This window comes from Nostoc edaphicum CCNP1411, from assembly GCF_014023275.1.
Taxonomy (GTDB): domain Bacteria; phylum Cyanobacteriota; class Cyanobacteriia; order Cyanobacteriales; family Nostocaceae; genus Nostoc; species Nostoc edaphicum_A.
In genome coordinates, this window is the sequence record NZ_CP054698.1 from 6,750,823 (window position 1) to 6,772,541 (window position 21,719).

Here is a 21,719-nt window from a genome sequence, read left to right on the forward strand (position 1 = left end):
TGAAAATAGTCCGTTAATCACCAAGATCGCTAGATAAATCAGAAGATTTAATCTCTCTAGATGAATGGAAAATAGTTAAAATATTTACCAGATTGTTACTTACTAAATAAACAATGCGATAACTACCAAAGATAATCTCTCTAATATTATCTTGATTAATTTCTGGTACTATACGTCCTGAATATGGAAAGTTTTCTAAACGTTCTACAGATAAAAATACTCTATTCACAAATACCTGAGCAAAACTTGGTGCATCTCGTGAAATAAAGTCACCTATTGCTTCTAAATCAGCTAAAGCTTGATTTGTCCAGTTTATTTGTGCCATGTCTTGATTTGCTTTTTGGCTTCTTCATGTGACACAATATTATCAGCATCGACTTGTTGTAAACCTTGATTCACTTTATATAAAAAATAAAGACGCTCCATAACTTCTTCAAACGTAACATTCTGTGGCATTTCTTCCACTGCCTTGAGAACTTGATATTTTACAGTAGTATTTGCTGTCATTTCGATTACCTACGAAAATTAATATTTATCTTGGAGTCTAATGCAGCGATATATTCATTTGCTCATCCTGCATTTTTACTACCACCATCTTAAGATTTTAGCAATTTTCTAGATGTTATGCCACTTGCATCTTAGTATGTGTTACGGAGTATTGAGTTTCATTACATCAAATAGGTGCATCCACTTTTGGAATAATAAAAAAGACTATCTGCCAAAACCGGATGCTCTCCATAAAACCAACAAAAATATTTGGCGATCGCACTTGATTGCTACTATTATCTGAAAGATATTTACCACAACACTGTAAAATTTGCCTTGCAGAAAGATGCTTGGAAAATTCCCCACGATCCCTTTCCATTGCAAATAGGTGAAAAGCGTCTATTGGAAGATTTGGATGTCGAAACAGAAACTTACTAAGCGACTACTTGAGGCAATTACTAATGTACTCAAAACACAAGTTTCTCATTAGGAAGACTCAAATTACCAAATTTTGCTCATCCGTAGGATAAATCCTGGTAATTCTGGATTGCCACTAATTACTTCGGGATTATCCAAAATTTCAACTTCTCGAGTCGGACGGTAAATGTAGACTTTTCGATTCTGCCGATCAATTAACCAGCCTAGTGATGCACCGTTATCGATGTACTCCTGCATTTTGTCTTGTAATTTTATCAGGCGATCACTCAAGGAGCGTAACTCAATCACAAAGCTTGGACAAATTGGTGCAAATGAAGCTTTTTGTGCATCTGTTAAGGCGTTCCAGCGCTCCAGTTCAATCCAAGAAGCATCAGGGGAACGCATCGCTCCATTGGGTAGCGTAAAACCTGTACTGGAGTCAAAGCCTATGCCAGTGCCATCTTGTTCAGTCCAATTCCCAAGCTGTGCAGCAATGTTAAAGTTACGGTTGCCCGTATCTGAAAAAGCTGGTGGCATAATGATGACTTCCCCATTAGCAGTACGCTCAATTCGCAAATCTCCATTGGCTTGGCAAAATTCGTAGAACTGCTCATTTGTCATCTGTACAAGGGAGGGGAAATTTACCGTTAGGGGTGTGCTTTCAGTTTGAATTAGCAGCGTGGTCATTTTCATTCCCTAGCTTCAGCCGAATGATTTCAATTCTAGAGGTTTGAAGGAGCGATCGCTTGCTTGTTGTGTCGGGTAATCTGGCAACAGTGATTTATTTAGTATCAGTTATTCCGAACACTACCATCAGGCATAATAGTTTTACAGAATATTGCTCCTTCCAGATTTGCACCATCTAAAATCGCACCTTCCAAATTGGTATTAGTTAGATTAGCATTACTGAGATTTGCATAACTTAGGTCAATATACTTTAAAATTGAATTACTTAAGTTTGTGTTAGATAAATTAACTCTACTTAAATTAATTTTTGTGAAAAAGATATTAGATAGATTTGCACCCGAATCAAGATATATAGCTTTTGATAAATCACTACCATTAGGAAAAACAGTTTGCGAATTATAAAATGCTCCTACTAAATTAGTATTAGTCATGATGCTATAGCTAAGATCAGCATTACTTAAATTAGCACCACCTAAATAAGCCTTAGCAAGGTTAGCACCTATTAAACTTGCACCTTTTAAATTGGCATCACTTAAATGAGTATTGCTAAGATTGGATTCATTAAGGTTTGCACCACTCAAATTAACATGATTCATGTAAAGACCGCTTAAGTTAGCTCTACTTAAATTAAGAGAGTGTAAATCTCTGCAAGATAAAAGATATTTGTGATGTCCAGATAAATCTACTCCAGAGGTAATTGGGATAGCTTGAGATAAATCAACGTTTGCAGGAAAAATTGTTTCTGAACAGTAAACTGCTTCAGTAAAATCAACTCCAGTTAAGTTAGCTTCGCTGAAATTGGCACGCATTAAATCAGTCTTACTTAGATTTGCATTTATTAATTTAGCTCTAGTAAAATTAGCTTTACTTACTATAGCTCTTGCTAAATTGGCATTAATTAAATTAGCTTCCGTGAAGTCTGCATCTGTTAAGTTTGTTAAAGCAGAACCATGTTCAGCCACGTCGAATTTAGCACCTTTTAAGTTTGCTCTTCTTAAATTAGTTGATTTAAAAGATGAGCTGCTCAAGTTGCTTTCTTCAAGATTAATACCTTCTAAGTTGGCATTTTGGAAAAAAATATCAATTAACCAAGCACCGCTCAAATTTGCATTACTTAGATTTACGTCTTCTAAAAGACCATTCCATAGTTTTATACCAGGAAGCTGTACACTACTTAAATCGGCTCCTCGCAAATCAGAAAGCCTTAATTCAACATAACTGAAATTATTTGTAAAATCTCGTTCTCCTAATGCGTAACGTTGCAACAAAATATCTTTAATCGCAGCAGGATTACAATTGTCGTTGCAAATATGACCACTTGGCATAATCGTGTTGCATAAAATAGCCAACCTTAATTCTGGAGAACCACTTGTTTTCGCAATCTCAGCATTACTTAAATTAGCGTTTTTAAGATTTGTATCCTCAAAACTTGTATCAACTATTTCTGCATTTTCTAAATTTGCGCCTTCTAAATTTGCACCTTCTAAACTGCTTTCCAAGATTTTACAGTTTGTTAATTTTGCTCTTTTTAAGCTGGCATATTGGAAATTGCATTCAGTTAAATCGACATTACTCAAATCTGCTTCATCTAGCATTGCGTAACGTAGGTTTGCTCTCTCTAAATCAACTCCTTTAAAAATAGCTCGTTGAAGATTAGCTCCATGTAACTCCGCATTTCTTAAATTAGAGTTGCTTAAATTAGCCCTGCTCAGGTTAATACCTATTAAGTTGGCATTCTTTAAACTAATGCCAATAAAATTTCTTTCCCCAGAGGCATACTGTCTGAGTAATTCTTTAATATCCATAACTCAAATAAAGCGCTTCTTAACACCACTAACAATATCTCCTTGTAAAATAGATACTGCTACCATTACTGTTATTGCTGTGTTATCTACACAACAAGCAATCATATTTTTACAAATTCAATCAGATTGCTAGAGTCATTTTAGTACAAATATACTCGACTTTGGCATCAGAGATTGTGAGGAGTTACAAAGTCTTCTACACTGACTGAAATAGGTTTTAACTCTCAACGGCGGCTCCTCATGACGGTCAACGATTCTGAATACATCAGACAAACTGAAGCCACTCGTGTGCGTGTACTAAGCGAAGCACTACCTTATATTCAACAATTCGCCGGTCGCACAGTTGTTGTCAAATATGGTGGCGCAGCGATGAAAGATAGCACACTCAAAGACAAAGTTATCCGCGACATTGTATTCTTATCCTGCGTGGGCTTGCGTCCGATTGTAGTCCACGGCGGTGGCCCAGAAATTAACAGTTGGTTAGATAAGCTAGGCATCGAACCACAATTTAAGAATGGTCTGCGAGTCACTGATGCCGCCACAATGGATGTGGTGGAAATGGTTTTAGTTGGTCGAGTTAATAAAGAAATTGTCGCGCTAATTAATCAAGCTGGTGGATTGGCTGTAGGACTTTGCGGTAAAGACGGTAATCTATTTACAGCCCGTCCCCAAGGTCAAGAAGGCATCGGTTTTGTGGGGGAAGTCAGCAATGTTAACATCAAGATTTTGGACACCCTCGCTAGCAATGGCTATATTCCGGTAGTGTCCAGCGTCGCCGCAGACGAAACGGGACAAGCTTATAACATTAATGCTGATACTGTAGCCGGAGAAATAGCCGCAGCATTAGGAGCAGAAAAGTTAATTTTATTGACCGACACCAGTGGAATTTTAAAAGATTACAAAGACCAATCTACTTTAATTCCGAAAGTAGATATCCGCGAAGCCCGCCAGTTGATTGCTGATGGTATTGTTAGCGGTGGGATGATTCCCAAAGTAAGTTGTTGTGTGCGATCGCTTGCTCAAGGAGTCCGTGCTGCACACATCATTGATGGTCGCATTCCCCACGCCCTATTACTGGAAATCTTTACTGATGTTGGGATTGGGACAATGATTCTGGGTTCGCAGTTTACCTCTTAGGAGTGAGGAGTGCTGAGTGCTGAGTGCTGAGTGCTGAGTGAGGAGTCAGGAGTCAGGAGTCAGGAGTCAGGAGTGCTGAGTGATCAGTAAAAAGTTCTCCTACTGCTCACCCACTTCCCTAGCCTACGGTGTATACACAAGTTTACTCACTTGGTTTATGCGTCAGTTTTACCCCACCCTAACCCTCCCCTTGCAAAGGGGAGGGAACAAGATTTTCCGGTTTCCCCCCAATACATCGGGGGGATTAAGGGGGGTAATTCAACTTGTGTATACACGGTAGCTTCCCTAGCGGGGATAGGTAATAATAATCCGCGATCGCCGCCCGCCACTAAATGGTGTCCGACGCCATGAATTATTGATAATCACCGGATTAACTATGGTTGAGTCTCGAATTGACGGATTAACCAGAGTTGGATTAATCAGGGTGGAATTTCTCACATTTTGCCTGAATTGGGGATAGGAATAATCGCGGAAATGATTGCGTTGTGGCATTAATCCTGTTGCTGGGTCTACAGGCATAGGTGTAGGAATCGGACTACCATAAATAAAGGAACCGACAGATGGCGATTGCCTAACTCCATAACCGCCATCAATCACGATCGCACGCTGGGCGGAAGCTGGAGCAATGGTTACACCCATCACTGCTAAAGTCATACCTGCTAGGAGCCAATTCAGTTGTGAATGCTTGATTTTCAACATATTTTGCTCACCCGCATAAGATACCGGAATTTTTAATCAGAAAATAGTCGCAGCTACTTACTTAAAATTTTAGAAGTTTATCCACTTTCAGATTGCCAGCTTTTGAAAAGATTCCAAAAAGATTGCTGGCATTGGCAAAATGAAAATAGTGCTAATTTTTGTATAAGACGTGAGTGCAGAAAGTTTAGAAATTGCTAAAACCCACTACCAGACTGGAAAAATTGCCTTTGAAAATGGGCAATACCGCGAAGCTGTAGAAAATTTAGAAAAGGCCAGCGCCCTTTTAGCTCGTAATTCTCGGCTTGGGGGCGAAGTAGAAATTTATCTGGTGACAGCTTATGAAGCAGCTGGACGCACCGATGATGCGATCGCTCTTTGCGAAAGACTCAAACGCCATCCCTATTTTGAAACCAGCAAACAAGCGCGACGGATGCTTTACATCTTAAAAGCACCAAAGCTGAAAAGACCCAGCGAATGGATGACCGAAATCCCTGATTTGGCCGCACTACCCGATAATGAACTTAAAATTTCTGTAGCTGCTAAGTCCACTAAATCTTCTGTTAAGCAAAAACCTAAACCTACGGAGCCAGAATTCGTTGATCTCAGTCAGGTCAATACCAGAGATAATCGCTTTATCTGGGTGGCGCTAATTGCCATTGGTTTAACCATCTCGTACTTGCTTTGGTTGAATTTCTCTGGAACCCCTAGCTGATATCAATTTTGGATTTTGGATTGAATTGGGGATTGGGGACTAGGGACTGGGTACTGGGAAGATTTGAATGAGGATTCAGACGCAAACCAAATTCTTACTCATATTTTCTTCCCCAGTACCCAGAGTGACCAAAATGGTGTTCCAGGAAGTTCAAACAATACTAAGAAGTCAAGATTGGTTAAAAAGTTTGACTTTTGAGGAGATTTATAGTTATGAATTTTTCAACTTTCGGAAAGATTTTTTTGTGGTTCATCAGACCATTTAGTTTTGTATTGAGAAATATGAAACTAAATGGTCGAAATCGAATGAACCGCGTCTTTCCCATGCGAAGCCCTATTCTGTGGCTAGTGCTGTTAACATCCCTACTACTTTCTGGCTGTGTAAAGTACGATGTGGGGGTTAATTTTGATAATTCAAATAGTGGTGAACTAGTACAGCATATTAAGTTGGGAGAACGATTAACTAGTTTTAGTGGCGATTCTGTATACGAATGGTTAAACAGCATAGAACGCCGCGCCCGTCAACTTGAGGGCAAAGCGCAACGAGTTTCCCAAGAAGAAATTATTGTCACTATTCCTTTTAGTAGTGGTAGGGAATTGCAAGAAAAGTTCAACGACTTTTTTAACTCCCATGCGAACCAACCCTCTGAGCCTGTGCAGAGCAAATCTGACTCAGAACTGCCGAAAATTGAATCAAACGTCCTCTTAGAGGAGAACAATTTTTTACTTTTAGTCCGAAATCGGTTGATTTATGATTTGGATTTGCGATCGCTATCTCTAATTGCCAGCAAAGGTAACGTCTTGACTAATGCTGGTTCAATTCTGGATTTGGAATTTAGCTTGAAGACTCCTTGGGGAGCCAAAAACATTCAACTAACTGAAACTGCCATAGAGCCAGAAAAAAATGGCAATCAACTAGTGTGGAAACTCCAGCCTGGCGAGCTAAACCACATAGAGGCTGTTTTCTGGCTTCCTAGTCCTCTTGGTATTGGTGCGTTGTTAATTATCTTGTTTGTCTGGGGAGGATTGTACTTGAGATACAATTTCATGCCAGATCCCAGAATTCAATTTCCTCCCAAAGCAGCAGCGATACAGGAACAGTAGACTATATCATCTGTTAAATTTTGTTAGCGAAGCCGATGGAGAATGCATCGGCTTTTTTAATTTACATTCAGACTGTTGTTCGCTACCATACCAACGTTCAGCAAGTGCATTGAGTTGATGAAGCACATCAATTAATTCTTGGCCGCGTTCTGTAAGACCGTAAGTGACTTGAGGTGGGATAGTTGGTTCATACTGGCGATAAATAATTTCTGCTGCCTCAAGCATTCTGAGTCTTTCCGTCAGCATTTTGGTTGAGATGCCCTCGACTTGGCGCTTCAATGCACCAAAGCGAGTAGGTCCACTATTACCCAACACCCAGAGTATATACATTGTCCAGGGCCCTGATAATAAGGACATCAAAATACTTATTGGGCAAGCATCAGGATTTTTAGAAGCAGACATCGATAAATTAGCCAAAATTATCCGGTAGTTACTTTATGGTAACTACTTTACTTTAGTAACTAGTTACTTTTAGTATCTAATGTAATGCTTTGAAATAAAGACTCAAAAAAAGTAAAAGCAGTAAATTCTAGCTAATCAGGAGATATTTGGTGGTAAACATTCTACATATTGATTCCAGCCCCCGTGCTGAACGATCGCACTCAAGAGAACTATCTAAGGAATTTGTCAGTGCTTGGAAAGCAAAGCATCCTGAAGATGCGATCGTCTATCGAGATTTAGGGCATTACCCAGTTCCTCACGTTGATGAAGCTTGGATTGCGGCGGCATTTTCCCCACCAGAAACCCATACCCCAGAATTAACTCAGGCAATTAGGATTTCTGACGAACTGGTTGATGAGTTTTTGGCAGCAGATCGCTACGTCTTTGGAGTGCCAATGTACAACTTTAATATACCTTCCACTTTTAAGGCTTATATCGACCAAATCGTTCGCATTAACCGGACTGTTGCTTTAGAAGCTCAAGGTTTTAGAGGGTTAGTCGAGGGTAAAAAGGCAGTTATCATCACAGCCCGCGGTGGTGACTTTAGCCCGACATCTCCTGCTTCTGCATACGACTTCCAAGAACCCTACCTGCGGACGATTTTCGGTTTTATTGGGATTACAGACATTCAATTTATTAACGCTAACAGCCTGAATGAGGGTGATGCCCGTACCCAATCTTTATCAGAAGCACGGGCAGCAATTCAAGATGCGATCGCCCAGTGGTAATGTGATGCGGGGCATTGGGCATTGGGCATTGGGCATTGGGCATGGTGCATGATGAGTTATTCTTCCCCTCTCTCTTCCTCCCCTGCCTCCCCTGCCTCCCCTGCTCCCCCTACTCCCTACTCCCTACTCCCCACTCCCTCATCCCCTCAAGGAGACAATCGCTCAATATTCCAAGTGCCATTATCTAAACGCCTGTAGAGTAAGCGATCGTGCAGACGGCTAGGGCGTCCTTGCCAAAACTCAATTTCTGTGGGTATCACTCGTAAGCCTCCCCAATGGGGCGGTCGGGGGATTTCCTCATTTTCATATTTGCTATTAAACTCTTGCAAGCGCCGCTCTAAGACTTCTCGGCTTTCTATCACCTCGCTTTGATTAGATACCCACGCACCCAAGCGACTCTTACCAGGGCGACTTTCAAAATACTGGTCAGACTCAGTTTCGGAAACTTTCTCCACATACCCCACAATTCTGACTTGACGTTCCAGTTCTGCCCACCAGAAGACTAAAGCCGCCTGGGGATTTTCTGCCAGTTCTTGCCCTTTATGACTGTTGTAGTTGGTGAAGAAGGCAAAGCCCCGTTCATCAAAATCCTTAAGTAAAACCATTCTGGCAGAGGGCTTACCATCTGGTGTGGCAGTGGCAATGGTCATGGCATTGGGTTCAGGAAGTTGTGCTGCGATTGCCTGATCGAACCATTTTTTAAATTGGATAAAAGGATTGAGGTCTACTTCGAGTTCGCTCAAACCTTCCAAGGTGTAGTCCTTACGAAGATCAGCTACGGTTTTGTCCATTATGATTTGTTTCCTTACTATCAGATACGCTTATATATATCTTTGTTAAAAATATCTATCATGATGATCAGTGCCATCATGAATTTTACAGAATATCTAAAATAGGTTGCATCAGATGCGCCGTTCGGCCTCCCTTCAACGCCTGTTAATTTATGGTCTGAGTGGCCCAATTATCGCCCTTAATGTCTGGCTGCTGTCTGTGCTTTTTCGCTATTTTCAGCATCCCATTACTGTCTTGAGCATTGCGACGATTCTGGCTTTTCTCCTAAATTACCCGGTTCAGTTCTTTGAACGTGCCCGGATCACCCGCACTCAGGCGGTGATCATAGTTTTACTTGCAACATTAACCCTGTTTGGGATTCTGGGCGTCACCCTAGTGCCGTTGATCATTGACCAAACAATCCAACTGTTAAATAAGATCCCTGATTGGTTAACCGCCAGTCAAGCAAACCTAGAGCAGTTTGAGATCCTGGCAAAGCAACGACGCTTGCCAATTGATCTGAGAGTTATAAGCAGCCAAATCAATGCCAACATTCAGAATTTGGTACAACAGCTAGCTTCTGGTGCAGTGGGATTTGCTGGGACATTGCTCTCAGGATTACTTGACATAGTGTTAGTGATTGTGCTTGCCTTTTATATGCTTTTATATGGCGATCGCGTCTGGTATGGTCTGATCAATCTTTTACCCTCTCATATTGGAGATCCCCTCACTACATCCTTACGCCTAAATTTCCAGAACTTCTTCCTCAGCCAGTTGTTGCTAGGTCTATTCATGGTGGTAACTCTAACACCTATTTTCTTAGTGATGAAGGTACCCTTTGCCCTGTTGTTTGCCATATTAATCGGTATCTCAGAACTCATTCCCTTTATCGGGGCGTTTCTCGGCATTGGTCTGGTGACGATTTTAGTACTGTTGCAAAATTGGTGGTTAGCAGTTGAAGTTGCTGTGGCGGCAATTCTCATGCAGCAGGTTAAAGATAACCTCTTAGCTCCCAGGTTACTCGGCAACTTTATTGGACTCAATCCCATTTGGATTTTTGTAGCTATTTTGATGGGATTTGAGATTGCTGGGTTGTTGGGAACGCTTGTTGCTGTTCCCATTGCTGGTACTATTAAAGGCACTTTTGATGCGATCAAGAGCGGTAAGTCGGGTGACTTTGTATCAACTGTCACTATTCCCCATGACTCGCCTCCAGATTAATGTCAAAAGTTGCACATTCTGATCTCACAATTCACAATAGTGATTGATTACAAATTTCAGAAGATACTGCCAGCAGGCAATTCTGATTAAAAGAAGTGCAAGCTAATGTATGAACTACACGCTTTGCCAATAGTCAATGAGTTTACTGTTGAATTTAAAGTCTTTTGATTCTCATTAATTAATTTAGAACCTGTTGATGGAAGCTTCCGAGCTATTAGAAACAATCACACTCCTGATTTACCAAGCTGAACAGGGAGAAATTGACCCTTGGGATGTCCAAGTGATTGAGGTGATTGACCGTTACTTAGAACTTATGGCACCGGAGTCAATAGGAAGAGGCTATGAAGCGGACTTGTCTCAATCTGGACAAGCATTTTTGTCAGCATCAATGCTGGTATTATTCAAAGCCAATACCTTGATGCAATTGTCAACAGTAGGAGATGTCCAAGATGGTATAGAAGATGATGCCCTATTGGAAGGTGAAGATGGTTTATCACATCAGGGTCATCGTCTACCATTAGAACGGCAATTGCGTCGTCGTCCATCGGCAATGCCGCCACCAAAGCGCCGGGTGACTCTGCAAGAGCTAATCAAGCAATTGCAGATTATGGCGAACCAGCTAAAACTAGTAGAAAAAGTCCCTAAACCGATCCGTCCCAGACGGCAGCCTAGCGTCCAAAGTATGCGGGAGGCTCTGGAGTTAGCTCACCAGGAAAATCTGACAGAAGTAGCTGGGGAACTGGAGCAGGTGTTGAACTTATCAGCAAGAGAGCTTAATGCAGAACAAAATTGGTTGAATTTAGAACAACTTGTAGATTTGTGGACTAAAACAAAGCTTCTCAAGCAAAATGGGTCTGGACATGAGACTAAACACAGTAATTTAGTTAGCGTTTTTTGGGCGCTACTATTACTTTCGGCTCAATCCAAAGTAGAGCTATTTCAAGAGGAGTTTTACCATGAGATTAAAGTTCGTCTACTTACAGATTCAGCTAAGACCTGTAAACCTTTTGAGCAATCTATGAACTAAGAAAATCAAAAGTCGCCCTACAGATAATTTACGGATTTTTGATTCAGTTCCAAAATCCGAGTAAATTGAAAAGATAAGCGATCGCTTGTCATCTAAGTATACCGATGGTTGTAATAACCACTAAATTCCTGTTATTCCTATTTTGAAGGATAACTTACAGCAGAAATAAAAACTGATGATTAAGTATCACTCGATGAAAGTAAACTGGCTTGTGGTTGAGGAATAAATTTTATGAAAGCGATGATTCTCGCGGCTGGTAAGGGTACTCGCGTGCGTCCGATTACCTATACAATTCCCAAACCGATGATTCCCATCCTGCAAAAGCCAGTGATGGAGTTCTTGCTGGAACTATTACGCCAACATGGATTTGACCAGATTATGGTCAACGTTAGTCATTTGGCTGAGGAAATAGAAAACTATTTCCGTGACGGCCAGCGGTTTGGGGTACAGATTGCCTATTCCTTTGAAGGGAAAATTGATGACGACGGTAAACTGGAGGGGGAAGCAATTGGTTCAGCGGGAGGAATGCGCCGCATTCAAGACTTCTCACCGTTTTTTGATGATACCTTTGTGGTTTTGTGCGGTGATGCCTTAATTGACCTGGATTTAACAGCGGCGGTTAAATGGCATAAAGAGAAAGGAGCGATCGCTACTATTATCACGAAATCTGTTCCCAAGGAAGAAGTTTCTAGCTACGGTGTGGTTGTGACTGACGAAGATGGTCGTGTCAAAGCTTTCCAAGAAAAACCTTCAACTGAAGAAGCTCTCAGCACTAACATCAACACAGGTATTTACATCTTTGAGCCAGAGGTTTTTAACTATATTCCCTCTGATGTGGAATATGACATTGGTAGCCAATTGTTTCCCAAATTGGTAGAAATCAAAGCCCCGTTTTATGCCATTCCTATGGACTTTGAATGGGTAGATATTGGTAAAGTCCCAGACTATTGGCGGGCGATTCGTGGTGTACTGTTGGGTGAAATCAAAAATGTGCAAATTCCTGGTCATGAAGTCGCCCCTGGCATCTACACTGGCTTAAATGTCGCTGTAAATTGGGACAAAGTGGATATTACAGGCCCAGTTTATATTGGCGGTATGACGAGAATAGAAGACGGAGCTAAAATTGTTGGGCCAGCGATGATTGGCCCCAATTGTTGGATTTGTAGTGGCGCAACAGTAGAAAACAGCGTGATTTTTGAATGGTCGCGCCTGGGCCCCGGAGTTCGGTTAGTCGATAAGCTGGTATTTGGACGTTATTGCGTAGATAAAACTGGTGCTGCAATCGATGTTCAAGCCGCTGCTTTAGACTGGCTAATTACCGATGCTCGTCAGACACCACCATCTCATACCCCTGTTGAACGACAAGCGATAGAGGAATTGTTGGGGACGAACGTAAATTAGGGAATGGGGAATAGGGAATAGGGATACAAGGGGGACAAGTTAAATAATCAATGCCCAATGCCCAATTCCCCATTCCCAATCCCCAATCCTAACTATTTAAGTAGGTATATCTTCTGAGACTCTGCTCGTAGGTTTGCAGTAGTCGCTGAGATTCCGCTAGGGTGATGCGTTTTTCTTCTAATGCTTTCTCACAACGCTGGCGAATGTTTTCCACCATATCTTCGGAGTCATACTGGACGTAGCTGACCACTTCACTCATGGTGTCACCTTTGACTATGTGTTCAATCTGGTAGCCTTTGGGCGTCAATTGGATGTGAACGGCGTTGGTGTCGCCAAATAGGTTGTGCAAATTGCCCATGATTTCTTGGTAAGCTCCATTCAAGAACATCCCCAAATAATAGGGTTCTCCGGGCTTGTGGGTGTGCAATTCTAAAACCGATTTGACATCGCGCAGGTCAATAAAACGGTCGATTTTACCATCACTGTCGCAGGTTAAGTCTGCTAGAATTCCTCGCCGCGTTGGTTCTTCATCTAAGCGGTGGATTGGCATGATCGGGAATAGCTGATCGATCGCCCAGCAATCTGGTGCCGATTGAAACACTGACATATTAACGTAGTAGATGGAAGCCATGATTTTCTCTAGGTCTTCCAGTTCATCGGGTACGTATTCTTGCTGTCTAGTGATGTTAAGAATTTTTTGGCAACACGCCCAGTAGAGGCGTTCGGCTTTGGCTCTTTCTCTGAGGCGTAAAATTCCTAAGTTGAAGCGGCTGATGGCTTCTTCTTTGAATTGTGCCGCATCGTGGTACAACTCTTGGTAATTCTCTTGGTTGATGGATTGGTAGCTTTCCCAAAGATAATTAATAATTGGAGACTCTCCCTCTTGTGGAGGTTCTGGTGAGTCGAGTGGGACATCGCTGGTACTAAGAACATCAAAAATCAGCACCGACTGATGGGAAGCGATCGCTCGTCCACTTTCACTAATCAGTGTTGGTACGGGAATCTGCCGCTCTGCACAGGTATCTTTTAACTCTGCCACGATGTCGTTGGCATAGTTCTGCATGTTGTAATTTTTCGATGCATAGAAGTTGGTTTGGGAGCCATCATAATCTACGCCCAAGCCACCACCGACATCAAGATATTTCATGTCTGCCCCCAGCATTGCCAATTCCACATAAATGCGGCTGGCTTCTTGGATAGCATCTTTAATCACATTAATGGCAGAGATTTGTGACCCGATATGGAAGTGCATCAACTGCAAAGAATCGAGCAGGTTAGCTTCCCGTAACTTGTCAACAGCCTCAATGACTTCAGGCATTGTCAAACCAAATTTAGCGCGATCGCCGCTTGAAGCTCCCCAACGTCCCATACCTTGGGTACTGAGTTTAGCACGAACACCTAATATCGGTTTAATACCTAACTGGCGATTGGCATCAATTACCAAATCAACTTCTTCAATTTGTTCTAAGACGATAATTGGTGTTTGCCCTAGTCTTTGGGCTAACATTGCCGTTTCGATGTATTCTCGGTCTTTGTAGCCGTTGCAAACTAACAATGCTCCTGGTGTATCCAATACAGCCAAGGCAATCATTAATTCTGGCTTGGAACCGGCTTCTAATCCAAATTGATGTGGTTTGCCAAATTTCACCAAATCCTCAATCAAATGCCGCTCTTGGTTGCATTTGACGGGAAACACGCCACGGTAGACGCCAGGGTAATTGTAGCGAGCGATCGCTTTATTAAAACAAGCGTTCAACCGCTCAATCCGGTCTTCCAAAATATCAGAAAAGCGAATCAACATGGGAAGTCCCAAGTTGCGCTGTTTCATGGAGTTGACCAATTCAAACAAGTCAAGAGAACCCCCGCGATCGCCCTTGGGTGACACGGTAACGTGACCGGCAGCGCTAATGGAAAAATAAGGTTGTCCCCATCCTTCAATACGGTACAAGGCTTCGCTATCCTCAATTTTCCAGGAGCGAGGTAAATCTCCTGTGGTAGGACTCGGTGGTAACAGTTTTTTGTGCTTATGATTTTTCACTTCTTTTTGTCCATTGGACGGTACTTGTACCACCTCGTCAGATGTAGCAGTTGACTCAACACCCATTTCTTCCTAACCTCTGTTTTTCACCCACGAGTTAACAATTTAACGCATTCATCTGGGAACGTATATGCACCCAAGGATAATTTCTGAGATAAACTCTGATTGGTCAAGAGTCATTGGTCAAGAGTCATTGGTCATTGGTCATTAGTCATTAGTGCAAAACCTTTGGACAAAGGACAAAGGGCAAAGGACAATTGACTAGATAAAAACTTTATTAAGCTTTGGGAGATAGCAATGGAGCGCACATTTTTAGCAATTAAGCCTGATGGAGTCCAGCGGGGATTAGTAGGTGAAATTATCCGTCGCTTTGAAACCAAAGGTTTTACTCTAGTTGGTTTAAAGTTACTGAATGTCAGTCGGGAGTTGGCTGAACAACACTATGGTGTTCATCGGGAACGTCCCTTTTTTGGTGGTCTAGTGGAATTTATCACTTCTAGCCCAGTAGTAGCGATGGTATGGGAAGGTGATGGCGTGATTGCATCTGCCAGAAAAATTATTGGTGCGACAAATCCATTAACAGCAGAGCCGGGAACGATTCGCGGCGATTTTGGCCTGAATATTGGTCGCAACTTAATCCACGGTTCTGATGCTCCAGAAACCGCGCAACAAGAAGTGGCCTTATGGTTTAAGGATGAAGAATTAGTCAGTTGGCAACCACACTTAACGCCTTGGTTGCACGAGTAAGACATTAGGGAGTGGGGAATGGGGCATTGGGAATTGGGAATTGAAAAGAGGCAGAGGGGAAAATTAATCTCCCTGCTCCCTGCTTCCTGCCCCCTGCTCCCTGCCCCCCGCTCTTTTTATTTAGATGCTTCGCTCTTTTCCGGTTCTACTTGGGGTAATTCAGTGCCAACACGCTTGGAAAATCCCCAGCCTAAAATCAGGAAGATGGCAGCAATCATGATCCATTCTGGTGGAACTAAACTATCGTTCACTACTTTCAACAACAGGCGCAAACCCACGAACGCTACAGTTATATAGCCTGCGTCTTCTAGGTTTACATATTCGTCTAGCCAACGGATAAACAATCCTGCCATGAATCGCAGTGTGATAATACCAATTGTTGCACCCGTTAGCACCAGCCATTTTTCTTGAGAAACTGCGATCGCAGTTGTCACGCTATCCAAAGAAAATGCCAAATCTGTAAATGCAATCACGGGTATTGCTTGCAACAACGAATTAAAGCGCGGCCCGTGATGGTGATCGTCCTTTGATTCTTCCGAGGTAAAGTGTTGAAATACCAACCACAGCAGATAAGCAGCGCCCAATAATTCAAATTGCCAGAATTGTTGTACCCAAGTGGCAGTGAGAATCAGGGTGATTCGCAGTACATAAGCAACGACTAAACCAAAGTTTAAAGCTCTACGCTCAAGTTCTTTGTCTTCCAGCCCGCGAGCGATCGCAGCCAGAGCGATCGCATTGTCGGCAGATAACAGCGCCTCTAAAAGCACCAGGATCACCAGAACTATAAGGGCTTCAAGGCTGAAATGAAAGTCGAGGTAATCAAAAATTCGGTCTAGCATTCCGGGTTTCTCAAGCAGAAAAAATTAAAATTTGACAGGAACAGAGATTTGTATGTTAAAAAGCGCAATAATTTGTCTCTCTAATTCAGCTTAACGTGCTTGTGGTGCATTTTGAAGAGGGTTGAATGTGTGCGATCGCAGTGCGAGTGGGGTAATTTGCGTATAAGTCAATACACCCAAAGTTTTAACATTTAGTGAATGCGATCGCAATGGACTGCTGTCAGTTCGCATCTAAAATTAGAAGATGAGAACAAAAATATGGTAGTAACTTATGAATATTTCTTTAACAACCGAGCTTGAGCAGTTCATTCAAGGTCAAGTTGCAAGCGGGAAGTACACCTCAAATGAGGAAGTGATTCTTGCTGGTATTAGGCTGTTAGAAGAACGGGAACGTATTTACAAGGGTCGGTTTGAGGAACTGCAAAGAGAAATTGCGATCGGGGTTGAGCAACTCGATCGCGGAGAACGACTCGACGGTAGAGAAGTAATCGAGCAACTACGTCAAAAGAACCAAGCTTTGAGAAGGACTCAGGGGCAATAATGAGTTTATATTTTCTATCGCCTCAAGCTACCCAAGACTTACAAGAAATTAACGATTACCTGTTTGCTGGAAATCCAGATTCCGCAGATAGGTTGCTCACACTCATTAATCAAAAGTTGGATACTTTGGCACAGTTTCCCAGTATGGGACGCAGACGGGATGAACTTTTAACTGCGTTGCGAAGCTTTCCAGTTGATGATTATTTGATATTTTATCGCCCCATTACAGAGGGGATTGAAGTTGTGCGAATAGTGAGTGGCTATCGTGATTTAGAGACGCTGTTTTTAGATGATGATTCACGGTAATAATTTTTAGTCTATTAGAAAACAAATCTTGTTACAGTAAGCTTTAGCTTCCCTTTCTAGACGTTCAATCTCTCTTTGCCACCGCTCAAGCCTGTTTTCTCGCTGTTGTAAATTATCTGCTGTAGGGTTTCCAGAAGGGTGGGTATCTGGATTAGGCAAAATTCCATTATTTGCAAGCCAGATGCGGGAAAATACCTGCCAAAGAAATTCATGATCGTGCTTATCACCACCCAGACAGCGAATCTGTTTGACTGAAAGTGTTGATTCACCGAAAAGGATTTGCTGATTTCTAGGATTTTTAGGAAACAGGCGCGTCTCACTACCTCTTCCACGAAAGAATTCGACTACAAACCACTCACCAAAATCGAATATACAAACCTCTGTTGGGTCGCTACCATCATCTTCTAGTAAATCAACATCACCTTGGATTTGATATCCTATGGCAATTTGTGATGTCTTAGGTAACAAGATGCGAAACCTTTCAAAACGATTACTATAATCAGCCCAAAAGTCTCTGCGTCTACATAGCCGATTTGACTCAAAGTCTTGTAAATCCAGCTTGTTCAATATGAGATTTACTAACTTTTGGAAATCACCATAATTGATACCTCCAATCCACTCTCTAAGTCTTTGCCTTGCTGGATCTGAAAGTTTATACCAATTTTCACCATTTCTATAGTTATCTCTCAACCAATCAATTAGTAAAGAATGATTGCTTGCTATATCATTGGAAACATTAGTTAGCAAATGATTAACAGCTTTTATTTGCTGACTCTCTGACATTTCATCCAAACAACTTAACAACCATTTTACTTGCTGCTGATTTGGAGAGCGGATTGTAGTAAAATAGGGGCTTATATCTTCTATAAATCTGCTGAATAATGGAATCCAAATAGGTAAATGTTCTTTGATTATGTTTAGTAATTCAGTTCGATTAATACGCTGTTCACAAGCAATTTTTGCTAATTCTCTACCTGCTTGTTTATTGCAAAGCGCCCCGATAATTTGAACTGGTAGCAGGTGACTAACTAAGTTAGAATTAGCAAAGATATCAAAAGATTCAGCTAGAGACTTTGCTAACACCTGTTTTTGATGACCACTATAATAAAGAGCTAAACGCCACAATAGCTGATGTTGCAACCATGAGTTATAAATTGCTACTTTCCAGATAGCTGCTGATGTTTTCCCGGATCTGTCAATATTTTGCTGATCCCACTGTGCTTTAGCATGAATGCAGTAAACCCAGTCCAACTTACTTACTTTATCAGCTTTACCCTGTTCAATAGTTTCCAATATTTTATCAACACTTGGTATTGATATTGTTGCATCTGGTAAGTTACTTGCAAGCTGAATAAGTTGATTAGGACTACACTTGAGAGTTTCAGGTAGGGAAGGAATAGAAAACTGATAATTCAAAGTTGTAGCTCCTTTAGAGAGAGGTTTTTACGATATCTTTTTTTAACTCATCACTGCGAAACTGAAATCGGAAAACTACCTTGCGATCGCCTGGATTATCAAGTTTCTTATCAGATTCAATTTCTCCCCGACCAGCAGCCAATATTTTCTGGCTTAAAGGTGCTTTGGTAGGGAAATTCATATCATAAAAAATGTAGTTGTACACTGATGATGATCGCAACAAGCTTAGTTGTAGATTAGTTTTATCGTCTCCATCTGAGCTAGTATGACCTTCTATAACTACGCGGCTAATTTCCTGCTCAAATTCTGATTTTGAGAAAATAACCCCACTGTAAACAGGAATAAAGCGGCGTAGGAAGGCTTTACCTTCTGGTTTAAGTTCTGTACTTCCCTTAGCAAAAAGAATTGATTCTTGGATACTGACATCCCCAGTTTCCGGGTTGACTTTGACATTTATATTGTTGCTTTTCATCTGTCCCACAACATTACCAATTACTACCCGTTTTGGTACATCCTTTTGTGCAAGCTGGAGTAGTGCAGTAATAAATAGCAAAGCAAAAAACATTAGTAAACCAGACATCAGATCGCCAATAGACAGATAGATACTAGAGTCATCATCCTCTATAGTCTCTGTATCAATTTCACTTCTGATAAAATCATCCATCATTGCTTCCACTATTACCAAATTGGCGGTTATCATGTGCAGCAACTAGAACTCTTGCTGTCTCTAGTAAATCTCCGCAAACTCTAGCCATAGAAGTATCTGCTTGTTGGAAAAAGCTTTCCTGTAAGTCAACAGTTCTTTGCATAGAACTTTCAAGGTGACTCTGCCAAGACTCAAGACTATTGTGAAATGTTTTATTCAAACTTATGTATGAATTATCTACTATTTGCACTTGCTGACCAATTCCGCTTGCAAGCTTTTCTAGTTGAATTAGTCGTTGTGCATCATTTAATCCAGCCGCACTAACTAATTTGTTAATTTGTTCGACAGATGTCTGAATTTTAGTCATACTTTTGTCTACCTCTTGAGTCAATTCACTACGCCTTTGAGATTCTTCCCGAAAGACTTGATCAAGATTATTCACAATCCCCGATAATCCATCTCGTTGTTTGCCTAGAGTCTCCTCAAGTAAGTTGTTTTGCTGTTGAAAGAATGTCTGTAAATTTGTTTGATATTCTTCCCTAAATCTTGTCAAATCGTCTTCTACTGTATGGCGAGTTGCTGTGAGTATTGCGTCGATATTTCCTAAAGTAGCCAGAAGATTATCTTTTGCATCATTCATCAATCCAGAAGCTTGATTACCCAATGTTTGTAGAGTATTAGTTTGCTCATGAAAGGTTTTATTTGCTTGGGTGAGAATTTGGATAATTCCAGTCTTAGTAGCTTGAAGCATCTGCTGTTCTACTGCTGCGCGTTCTTGTAGAGCTGTCTGAAGTTCCTCTCGAATTCCTCGGAAGGTAGCAGCAGCTTGCACTGCGCTTGCTTCAAAAGCACTTCGCTGGGCTGTCATTCCTTCGATACTCTGAACTACCGCTCGATTAATTTCGTGAGATGTTTGTTGTATAACTCCCGTAGTTTCAGTTTGGAATTGACTCAAAGTTTGCCCCATATTGTTAGCAAATCCTTGAAGCATCTGCTGTTCAACTGTTGCGCGTTCTTGTAGCGCTGTTTGAAGTTCCTCTCGAATTCCCCGGAAGGTAGCAGCCGCTTGCACTGCACTTGCTTCAAAAGCACTTCTTTGGGCTGTCATTCCTTCGATACTCTGAACTACCGCTCGATTAATTTCGTGAGATGTTTGTTGTATAACTCCCGTAGTTTCAGTTTGGAATTGACTCAAAGTTTGCCCCATATTGTTAGCAAATCCTTGAAGCATCTGCTGTTCAACTGTTGCGCGTTCTTGTAGCGCTGTTTGAAGTTCCTCTCGAATTCCCCGGAAGGTAGCAGCCGCTTGCACTGCACTTGCTTCAAAAGCACTTCTTTGGGCTGTCATTCCTTGGATACTTTGGTTTACGGCTCTATTAATTTCGTCGGCTGTTAGTTGTAAAACACCTTTTGTATCTGTTTGAAATTGATTGAGAGTGTCTCCCAAATTTTTAGCAAATCCTTGGAGTTCGACCAGAGTTTCTTTTTGAAAGTTCTGAATTGTCAAGATGGAACTTGCCAAACTTTGAGATATACCACCCAATTCTCTATGCAGACTCAGCACAGCTTCGGAAGCTTGTTGAGTTAACTCCGCACTTTTATCTAGCCGATCTGCAATCGGCTCAAGTACCTGAATTCGCAAATCTTTGATGAGTTCTTCTAAAACTCTCTGTCCCTGATTTTCTTGAATTTCTCGGAGTTTTTTCTGTTCTTTGAATATTTCTCCCAAGGCTGGCTTAATCTGCTGACCTACAGCTTGACCTATAGCTTGGGCTGACAACTGATTTAAACCTGCGAATTGTTCTGCAATACTCCTACCTACAGCTTGACCAATGCCTTCTGCATTTAGCTGCTTTAGTCCGGTCAAGTTTTTTGCTACAAGACTAAGTGCTTCAGCTACTTCACGGTTGTCGTTCTCTGCCGTTTTCAAATTTGCGATCGCCTTCAATTTCTGACGCAAACTATCGCGCCGTTTCTGCCTTAGCGAATCACACCCAAACAAAACTAAAGTAAACAAGCTACCAGAACCAAGCCCCATCAGGGAAGTGGAGAAAGCTGTTTTCATTCCTACCAGTAGCCCTTTACTGGCAGTCATCAGTTCTTTGGTATCTTCTGTAGATAAATTGATTCCTTGGAGTCCCTGTTGTATACCATAAAAGGTTCCTAAAACGCCAATGGCAGTACACAAGGTTGTCACGAAGCGTAGGGAACTACGAGGTATGGGGTGGGCTAAGACAGATGGATACTTTATAAGTATGAAATTACCATCTTTTTGTCTAAATCTACTAGAGTCATCAGTTCCTAAATGATCTTTTAACCATTGGCGAACTTCGTTTGAAAGCTTTACATTTTTACCATTTTTCAAATTACTCAAAAATTTAATAGAGGCTCCAGTTGTGCCACACTCTGAGCGCCAATATTGCAATAATGTACAAAGCTCGACAATAATTGCGGCTATTAAGACAAAAGCAATTGCCCAATGAAAAGGTTCGTTATCCCAAATAATGTCCCAAACTTTTGCTATTTCCACACTGCACCCCTCTTGTTTCTCT

24 protein-coding genes are annotated in these 21,719 nt (G+C 41.5%); 11 read left to right on the plus strand and 13 right to left on the minus strand.

What is annotated here, in order from left to right; translation table 11 throughout:
- Window positions 1-13: 13 nt before the first annotated feature.
- Window positions 14-325, minus strand: a complete 312-nt coding sequence (locus HUN01_RS31290) for a type II toxin-antitoxin system RelE/ParE family toxin (RefSeq protein ID WP_181929421.1) — start codon at window positions 323-325, stop codon at window positions 14-16.
- The gene (locus HUN01_RS31295) at window positions 313-507 is read right to left on the minus strand and encodes a hypothetical protein (RefSeq protein WP_181929422.1); all 195 of its coding nucleotides are present in this window, start codon (window positions 505-507) and stop codon (window positions 313-315) included. Before HUN01_RS31295 ends, HUN01_RS31290 begins: the two co-directional genes overlap by 13 nt.
- A gap of 249 nt (window positions 508-756) precedes the next feature.
- Here HUN01_RS31295 and HUN01_RS31300 point away from each other — a divergent pair, with 249 nt between their 5' ends.
- A complete protein-coding gene (locus tag HUN01_RS31300) occupies window positions 757-924 on the plus strand; it encodes an element excision factor XisH family protein (RefSeq protein WP_203219511.1) in 168 nt (55 codons plus the stop codon).
- 63 nt (window positions 925-987) lie between these two features.
- Here the strand turns inward: HUN01_RS31300 and HUN01_RS31305 are convergent, their stop codons facing one another.
- Together HUN01_RS31305 and HUN01_RS31310 are read right to left on the minus strand one after the other, a co-directional pair.
- Complete coding sequence (locus tag HUN01_RS31305) at window positions 988-1,590, minus strand: Uma2 family endonuclease (RefSeq protein ID WP_181929423.1); 603 nt, start codon at window positions 1,588-1,590, stop codon at window positions 988-990.
- A 104-nt stretch (window positions 1,591-1,694) separates the two neighbouring features.
- A complete protein-coding gene (locus HUN01_RS31310) occupies window positions 1,695-3,395 on the minus strand; it encodes a pentapeptide repeat-containing protein (protein WP_181929424.1) in 1,701 nt (566 codons plus the stop codon).
- A 240-nt stretch (window positions 3,396-3,635) separates the two neighbouring features.
- Here HUN01_RS31310 and argB point away from each other — a divergent pair, with 240 nt between their 5' ends.
- Window positions 3,636-4,532: an acetylglutamate kinase gene (gene argB / locus HUN01_RS31315; RefSeq protein ID WP_181929425.1), complete on the plus strand. Its 897-nt coding sequence runs from the start codon at window positions 3,636-3,638 to the stop codon at window positions 4,530-4,532.
- 285 nt (window positions 4,533-4,817) lie between these two features.
- On the opposite strand, the gene HUN01_RS31320 is transcribed toward argB, so the two are convergent.
- Window positions 4,818-5,231 carry a hypothetical protein gene (locus HUN01_RS31320; RefSeq protein WP_181929426.1) on the minus strand — a complete coding sequence of 138 codons (414 nt, stop codon included), beginning with the start codon at window positions 5,229-5,231 and terminating at the stop codon, window positions 4,818-4,820.
- A 169-nt stretch (window positions 5,232-5,400) separates the two neighbouring features.
- On the opposite strand from HUN01_RS31320, the gene HUN01_RS31325 reads away from it, so the two are divergent.
- Together HUN01_RS31325 and HUN01_RS31330 are read left to right on the plus strand one after the other, a co-directional pair.
- Entirely contained in the window at window positions 5,401-5,943 is a 543-nt protein-coding gene (locus HUN01_RS31325) for a tetratricopeptide repeat protein (RefSeq protein ID WP_181929427.1), read from the plus strand.
- Window positions 5,944-6,155: 212 nt separating this feature from the next.
- On the plus strand, window positions 6,156-7,046 hold the full coding sequence (locus tag HUN01_RS31330; RefSeq protein WP_181929428.1) for a DUF3153 domain-containing protein: 891 nt from the start codon (window positions 6,156-6,158) through the stop codon (window positions 7,044-7,046).
- Between the two features lie 6 nt (window positions 7,047-7,052).
- On the opposite strand, the gene HUN01_RS31335 is transcribed toward HUN01_RS31330, so the two are convergent.
- On the minus strand, window positions 7,053-7,448 hold the full coding sequence (locus HUN01_RS31335; RefSeq protein ID WP_181929429.1) for a winged helix-turn-helix transcriptional regulator: 396 nt from the start codon (window positions 7,446-7,448) through the stop codon (window positions 7,053-7,055).
- A gap of 149 nt (window positions 7,449-7,597) precedes the next feature.
- Between HUN01_RS31335 and HUN01_RS31340 the strand changes: the two genes are divergently transcribed.
- Entirely contained in the window at window positions 7,598-8,215 is a 618-nt protein-coding gene (locus tag HUN01_RS31340) for an FMN-dependent NADH-azoreductase (RefSeq protein ID WP_181929430.1), read from the plus strand.
- Window positions 8,216-8,361: 146 nt separating this feature from the next.
- On the opposite strand, the gene pdxH is transcribed toward HUN01_RS31340, so the two are convergent.
- Window positions 8,362-9,006, minus strand: coding sequence for a pyridoxamine 5'-phosphate oxidase (gene pdxH / locus HUN01_RS31345; protein WP_069068576.1), 645 nt, complete (start codon window positions 9,004-9,006; stop codon window positions 8,362-8,364).
- 115 nt (window positions 9,007-9,121) lie between these two features.
- Here pdxH and HUN01_RS31350 point away from each other — a divergent pair, with 115 nt between their 5' ends.
- The 3 genes from HUN01_RS31350 (at window position 9,122) to HUN01_RS31360 (ending at window position 12,635) form a co-directional block, all read left to right on the plus strand.
- Window positions 9,122-10,207 carry an AI-2E family transporter gene (locus tag HUN01_RS31350; RefSeq protein WP_181929431.1) on the plus strand — a complete coding sequence of 362 codons (1,086 nt, stop codon included), beginning with the start codon at window positions 9,122-9,124 and terminating at the stop codon, window positions 10,205-10,207.
- Window positions 10,208-10,403: 196 nt separating this feature from the next.
- Entirely contained in the window at window positions 10,404-11,234 is an 831-nt protein-coding gene (locus HUN01_RS31355) for a segregation/condensation protein A (RefSeq protein WP_181929432.1), read from the plus strand.
- Window positions 11,235-11,465: 231 nt separating this feature from the next.
- Window positions 11,466-12,635 carry a nucleotidyltransferase family protein gene (locus HUN01_RS31360; RefSeq protein ID WP_181929433.1) on the plus strand — a complete coding sequence of 390 codons (1,170 nt, stop codon included), beginning with the start codon at window positions 11,466-11,468 and terminating at the stop codon, window positions 12,633-12,635.
- An 88-nt stretch (window positions 12,636-12,723) separates the two neighbouring features.
- On the opposite strand, the gene speA is transcribed toward HUN01_RS31360, so the two are convergent.
- Window positions 12,724-14,739, minus strand: coding sequence for a biosynthetic arginine decarboxylase (gene speA / locus HUN01_RS31365; RefSeq protein ID WP_181929434.1), 2,016 nt, complete (start codon window positions 14,737-14,739; stop codon window positions 12,724-12,726).
- 231 nt (window positions 14,740-14,970) lie between these two features.
- Here speA and ndk point away from each other — a divergent pair, with 231 nt between their 5' ends.
- Window positions 14,971-15,420 carry a nucleoside-diphosphate kinase gene (gene ndk / locus HUN01_RS31370; RefSeq protein WP_181929435.1) on the plus strand — a complete coding sequence of 150 codons (450 nt, stop codon included), beginning with the start codon at window positions 14,971-14,973 and terminating at the stop codon, window positions 15,418-15,420.
- Window positions 15,421-15,536: 116 nt separating this feature from the next.
- On the opposite strand, the gene HUN01_RS31375 is transcribed toward ndk, so the two are convergent.
- Entirely contained in the window at window positions 15,537-16,259 is a 723-nt protein-coding gene (locus tag HUN01_RS31375) for a TerC family protein (RefSeq protein ID WP_181929436.1), read from the minus strand.
- A 90-nt stretch (window positions 16,260-16,349) separates the two neighbouring features.
- Window positions 16,350-16,490 (minus strand): hypothetical protein, encoded by a 141-nt coding sequence (locus HUN01_RS31380; RefSeq protein ID WP_181929437.1) that lies wholly within the window; start codon window positions 16,488-16,490, stop codon window positions 16,350-16,352.
- A 40-nt stretch (window positions 16,491-16,530) separates the two neighbouring features.
- Between HUN01_RS31380 and HUN01_RS31385 the strand changes: the two genes are divergently transcribed.
- Both HUN01_RS31385 and HUN01_RS31390 read left to right on the plus strand, forming a co-directional pair.
- Window positions 16,531-16,800 (plus strand): type II toxin-antitoxin system ParD family antitoxin, encoded by a 270-nt coding sequence (locus HUN01_RS31385; RefSeq protein ID WP_181929438.1) that lies wholly within the window; start codon window positions 16,531-16,533, stop codon window positions 16,798-16,800.
- Window positions 16,800-17,105, plus strand: a complete 306-nt coding sequence (locus HUN01_RS31390) for a type II toxin-antitoxin system RelE/ParE family toxin (RefSeq protein ID WP_181929439.1) — start codon at window positions 16,800-16,802, stop codon at window positions 17,103-17,105. The genes HUN01_RS31385 and HUN01_RS31390 overlap by 1 nt, the downstream gene beginning before the upstream one ends.
- A gap of 6 nt (window positions 17,106-17,111) precedes the next feature.
- On the opposite strand, the gene HUN01_RS31395 is transcribed toward HUN01_RS31390, so the two are convergent.
- From HUN01_RS31395 to HUN01_RS31405, 3 genes are read right to left on the minus strand one after another with little or no spacing between them, the layout of a single operon-like run.
- Complete coding sequence (locus HUN01_RS31395) at window positions 17,112-18,521, minus strand: EH signature domain-containing protein (protein ID WP_181929440.1); 1,410 nt, start codon at window positions 18,519-18,521, stop codon at window positions 17,112-17,114.
- A 13-nt stretch (window positions 18,522-18,534) separates the two neighbouring features.
- On the minus strand, window positions 18,535-19,221 hold the full coding sequence (locus HUN01_RS31400; RefSeq protein WP_238845778.1) for an OmpA family protein: 687 nt from the start codon (window positions 19,219-19,221) through the stop codon (window positions 18,535-18,537).
- On the minus strand, window positions 19,178-21,697 hold the full coding sequence (locus HUN01_RS31405; RefSeq protein ID WP_181929441.1) for a hypothetical protein: 2,520 nt from the start codon (window positions 21,695-21,697) through the stop codon (window positions 19,178-19,180). Before HUN01_RS31405 ends, HUN01_RS31400 begins: the two co-directional genes overlap by 44 nt.
- Between the last annotated feature and the right edge of the window lie 22 nt (window positions 21,698-21,719).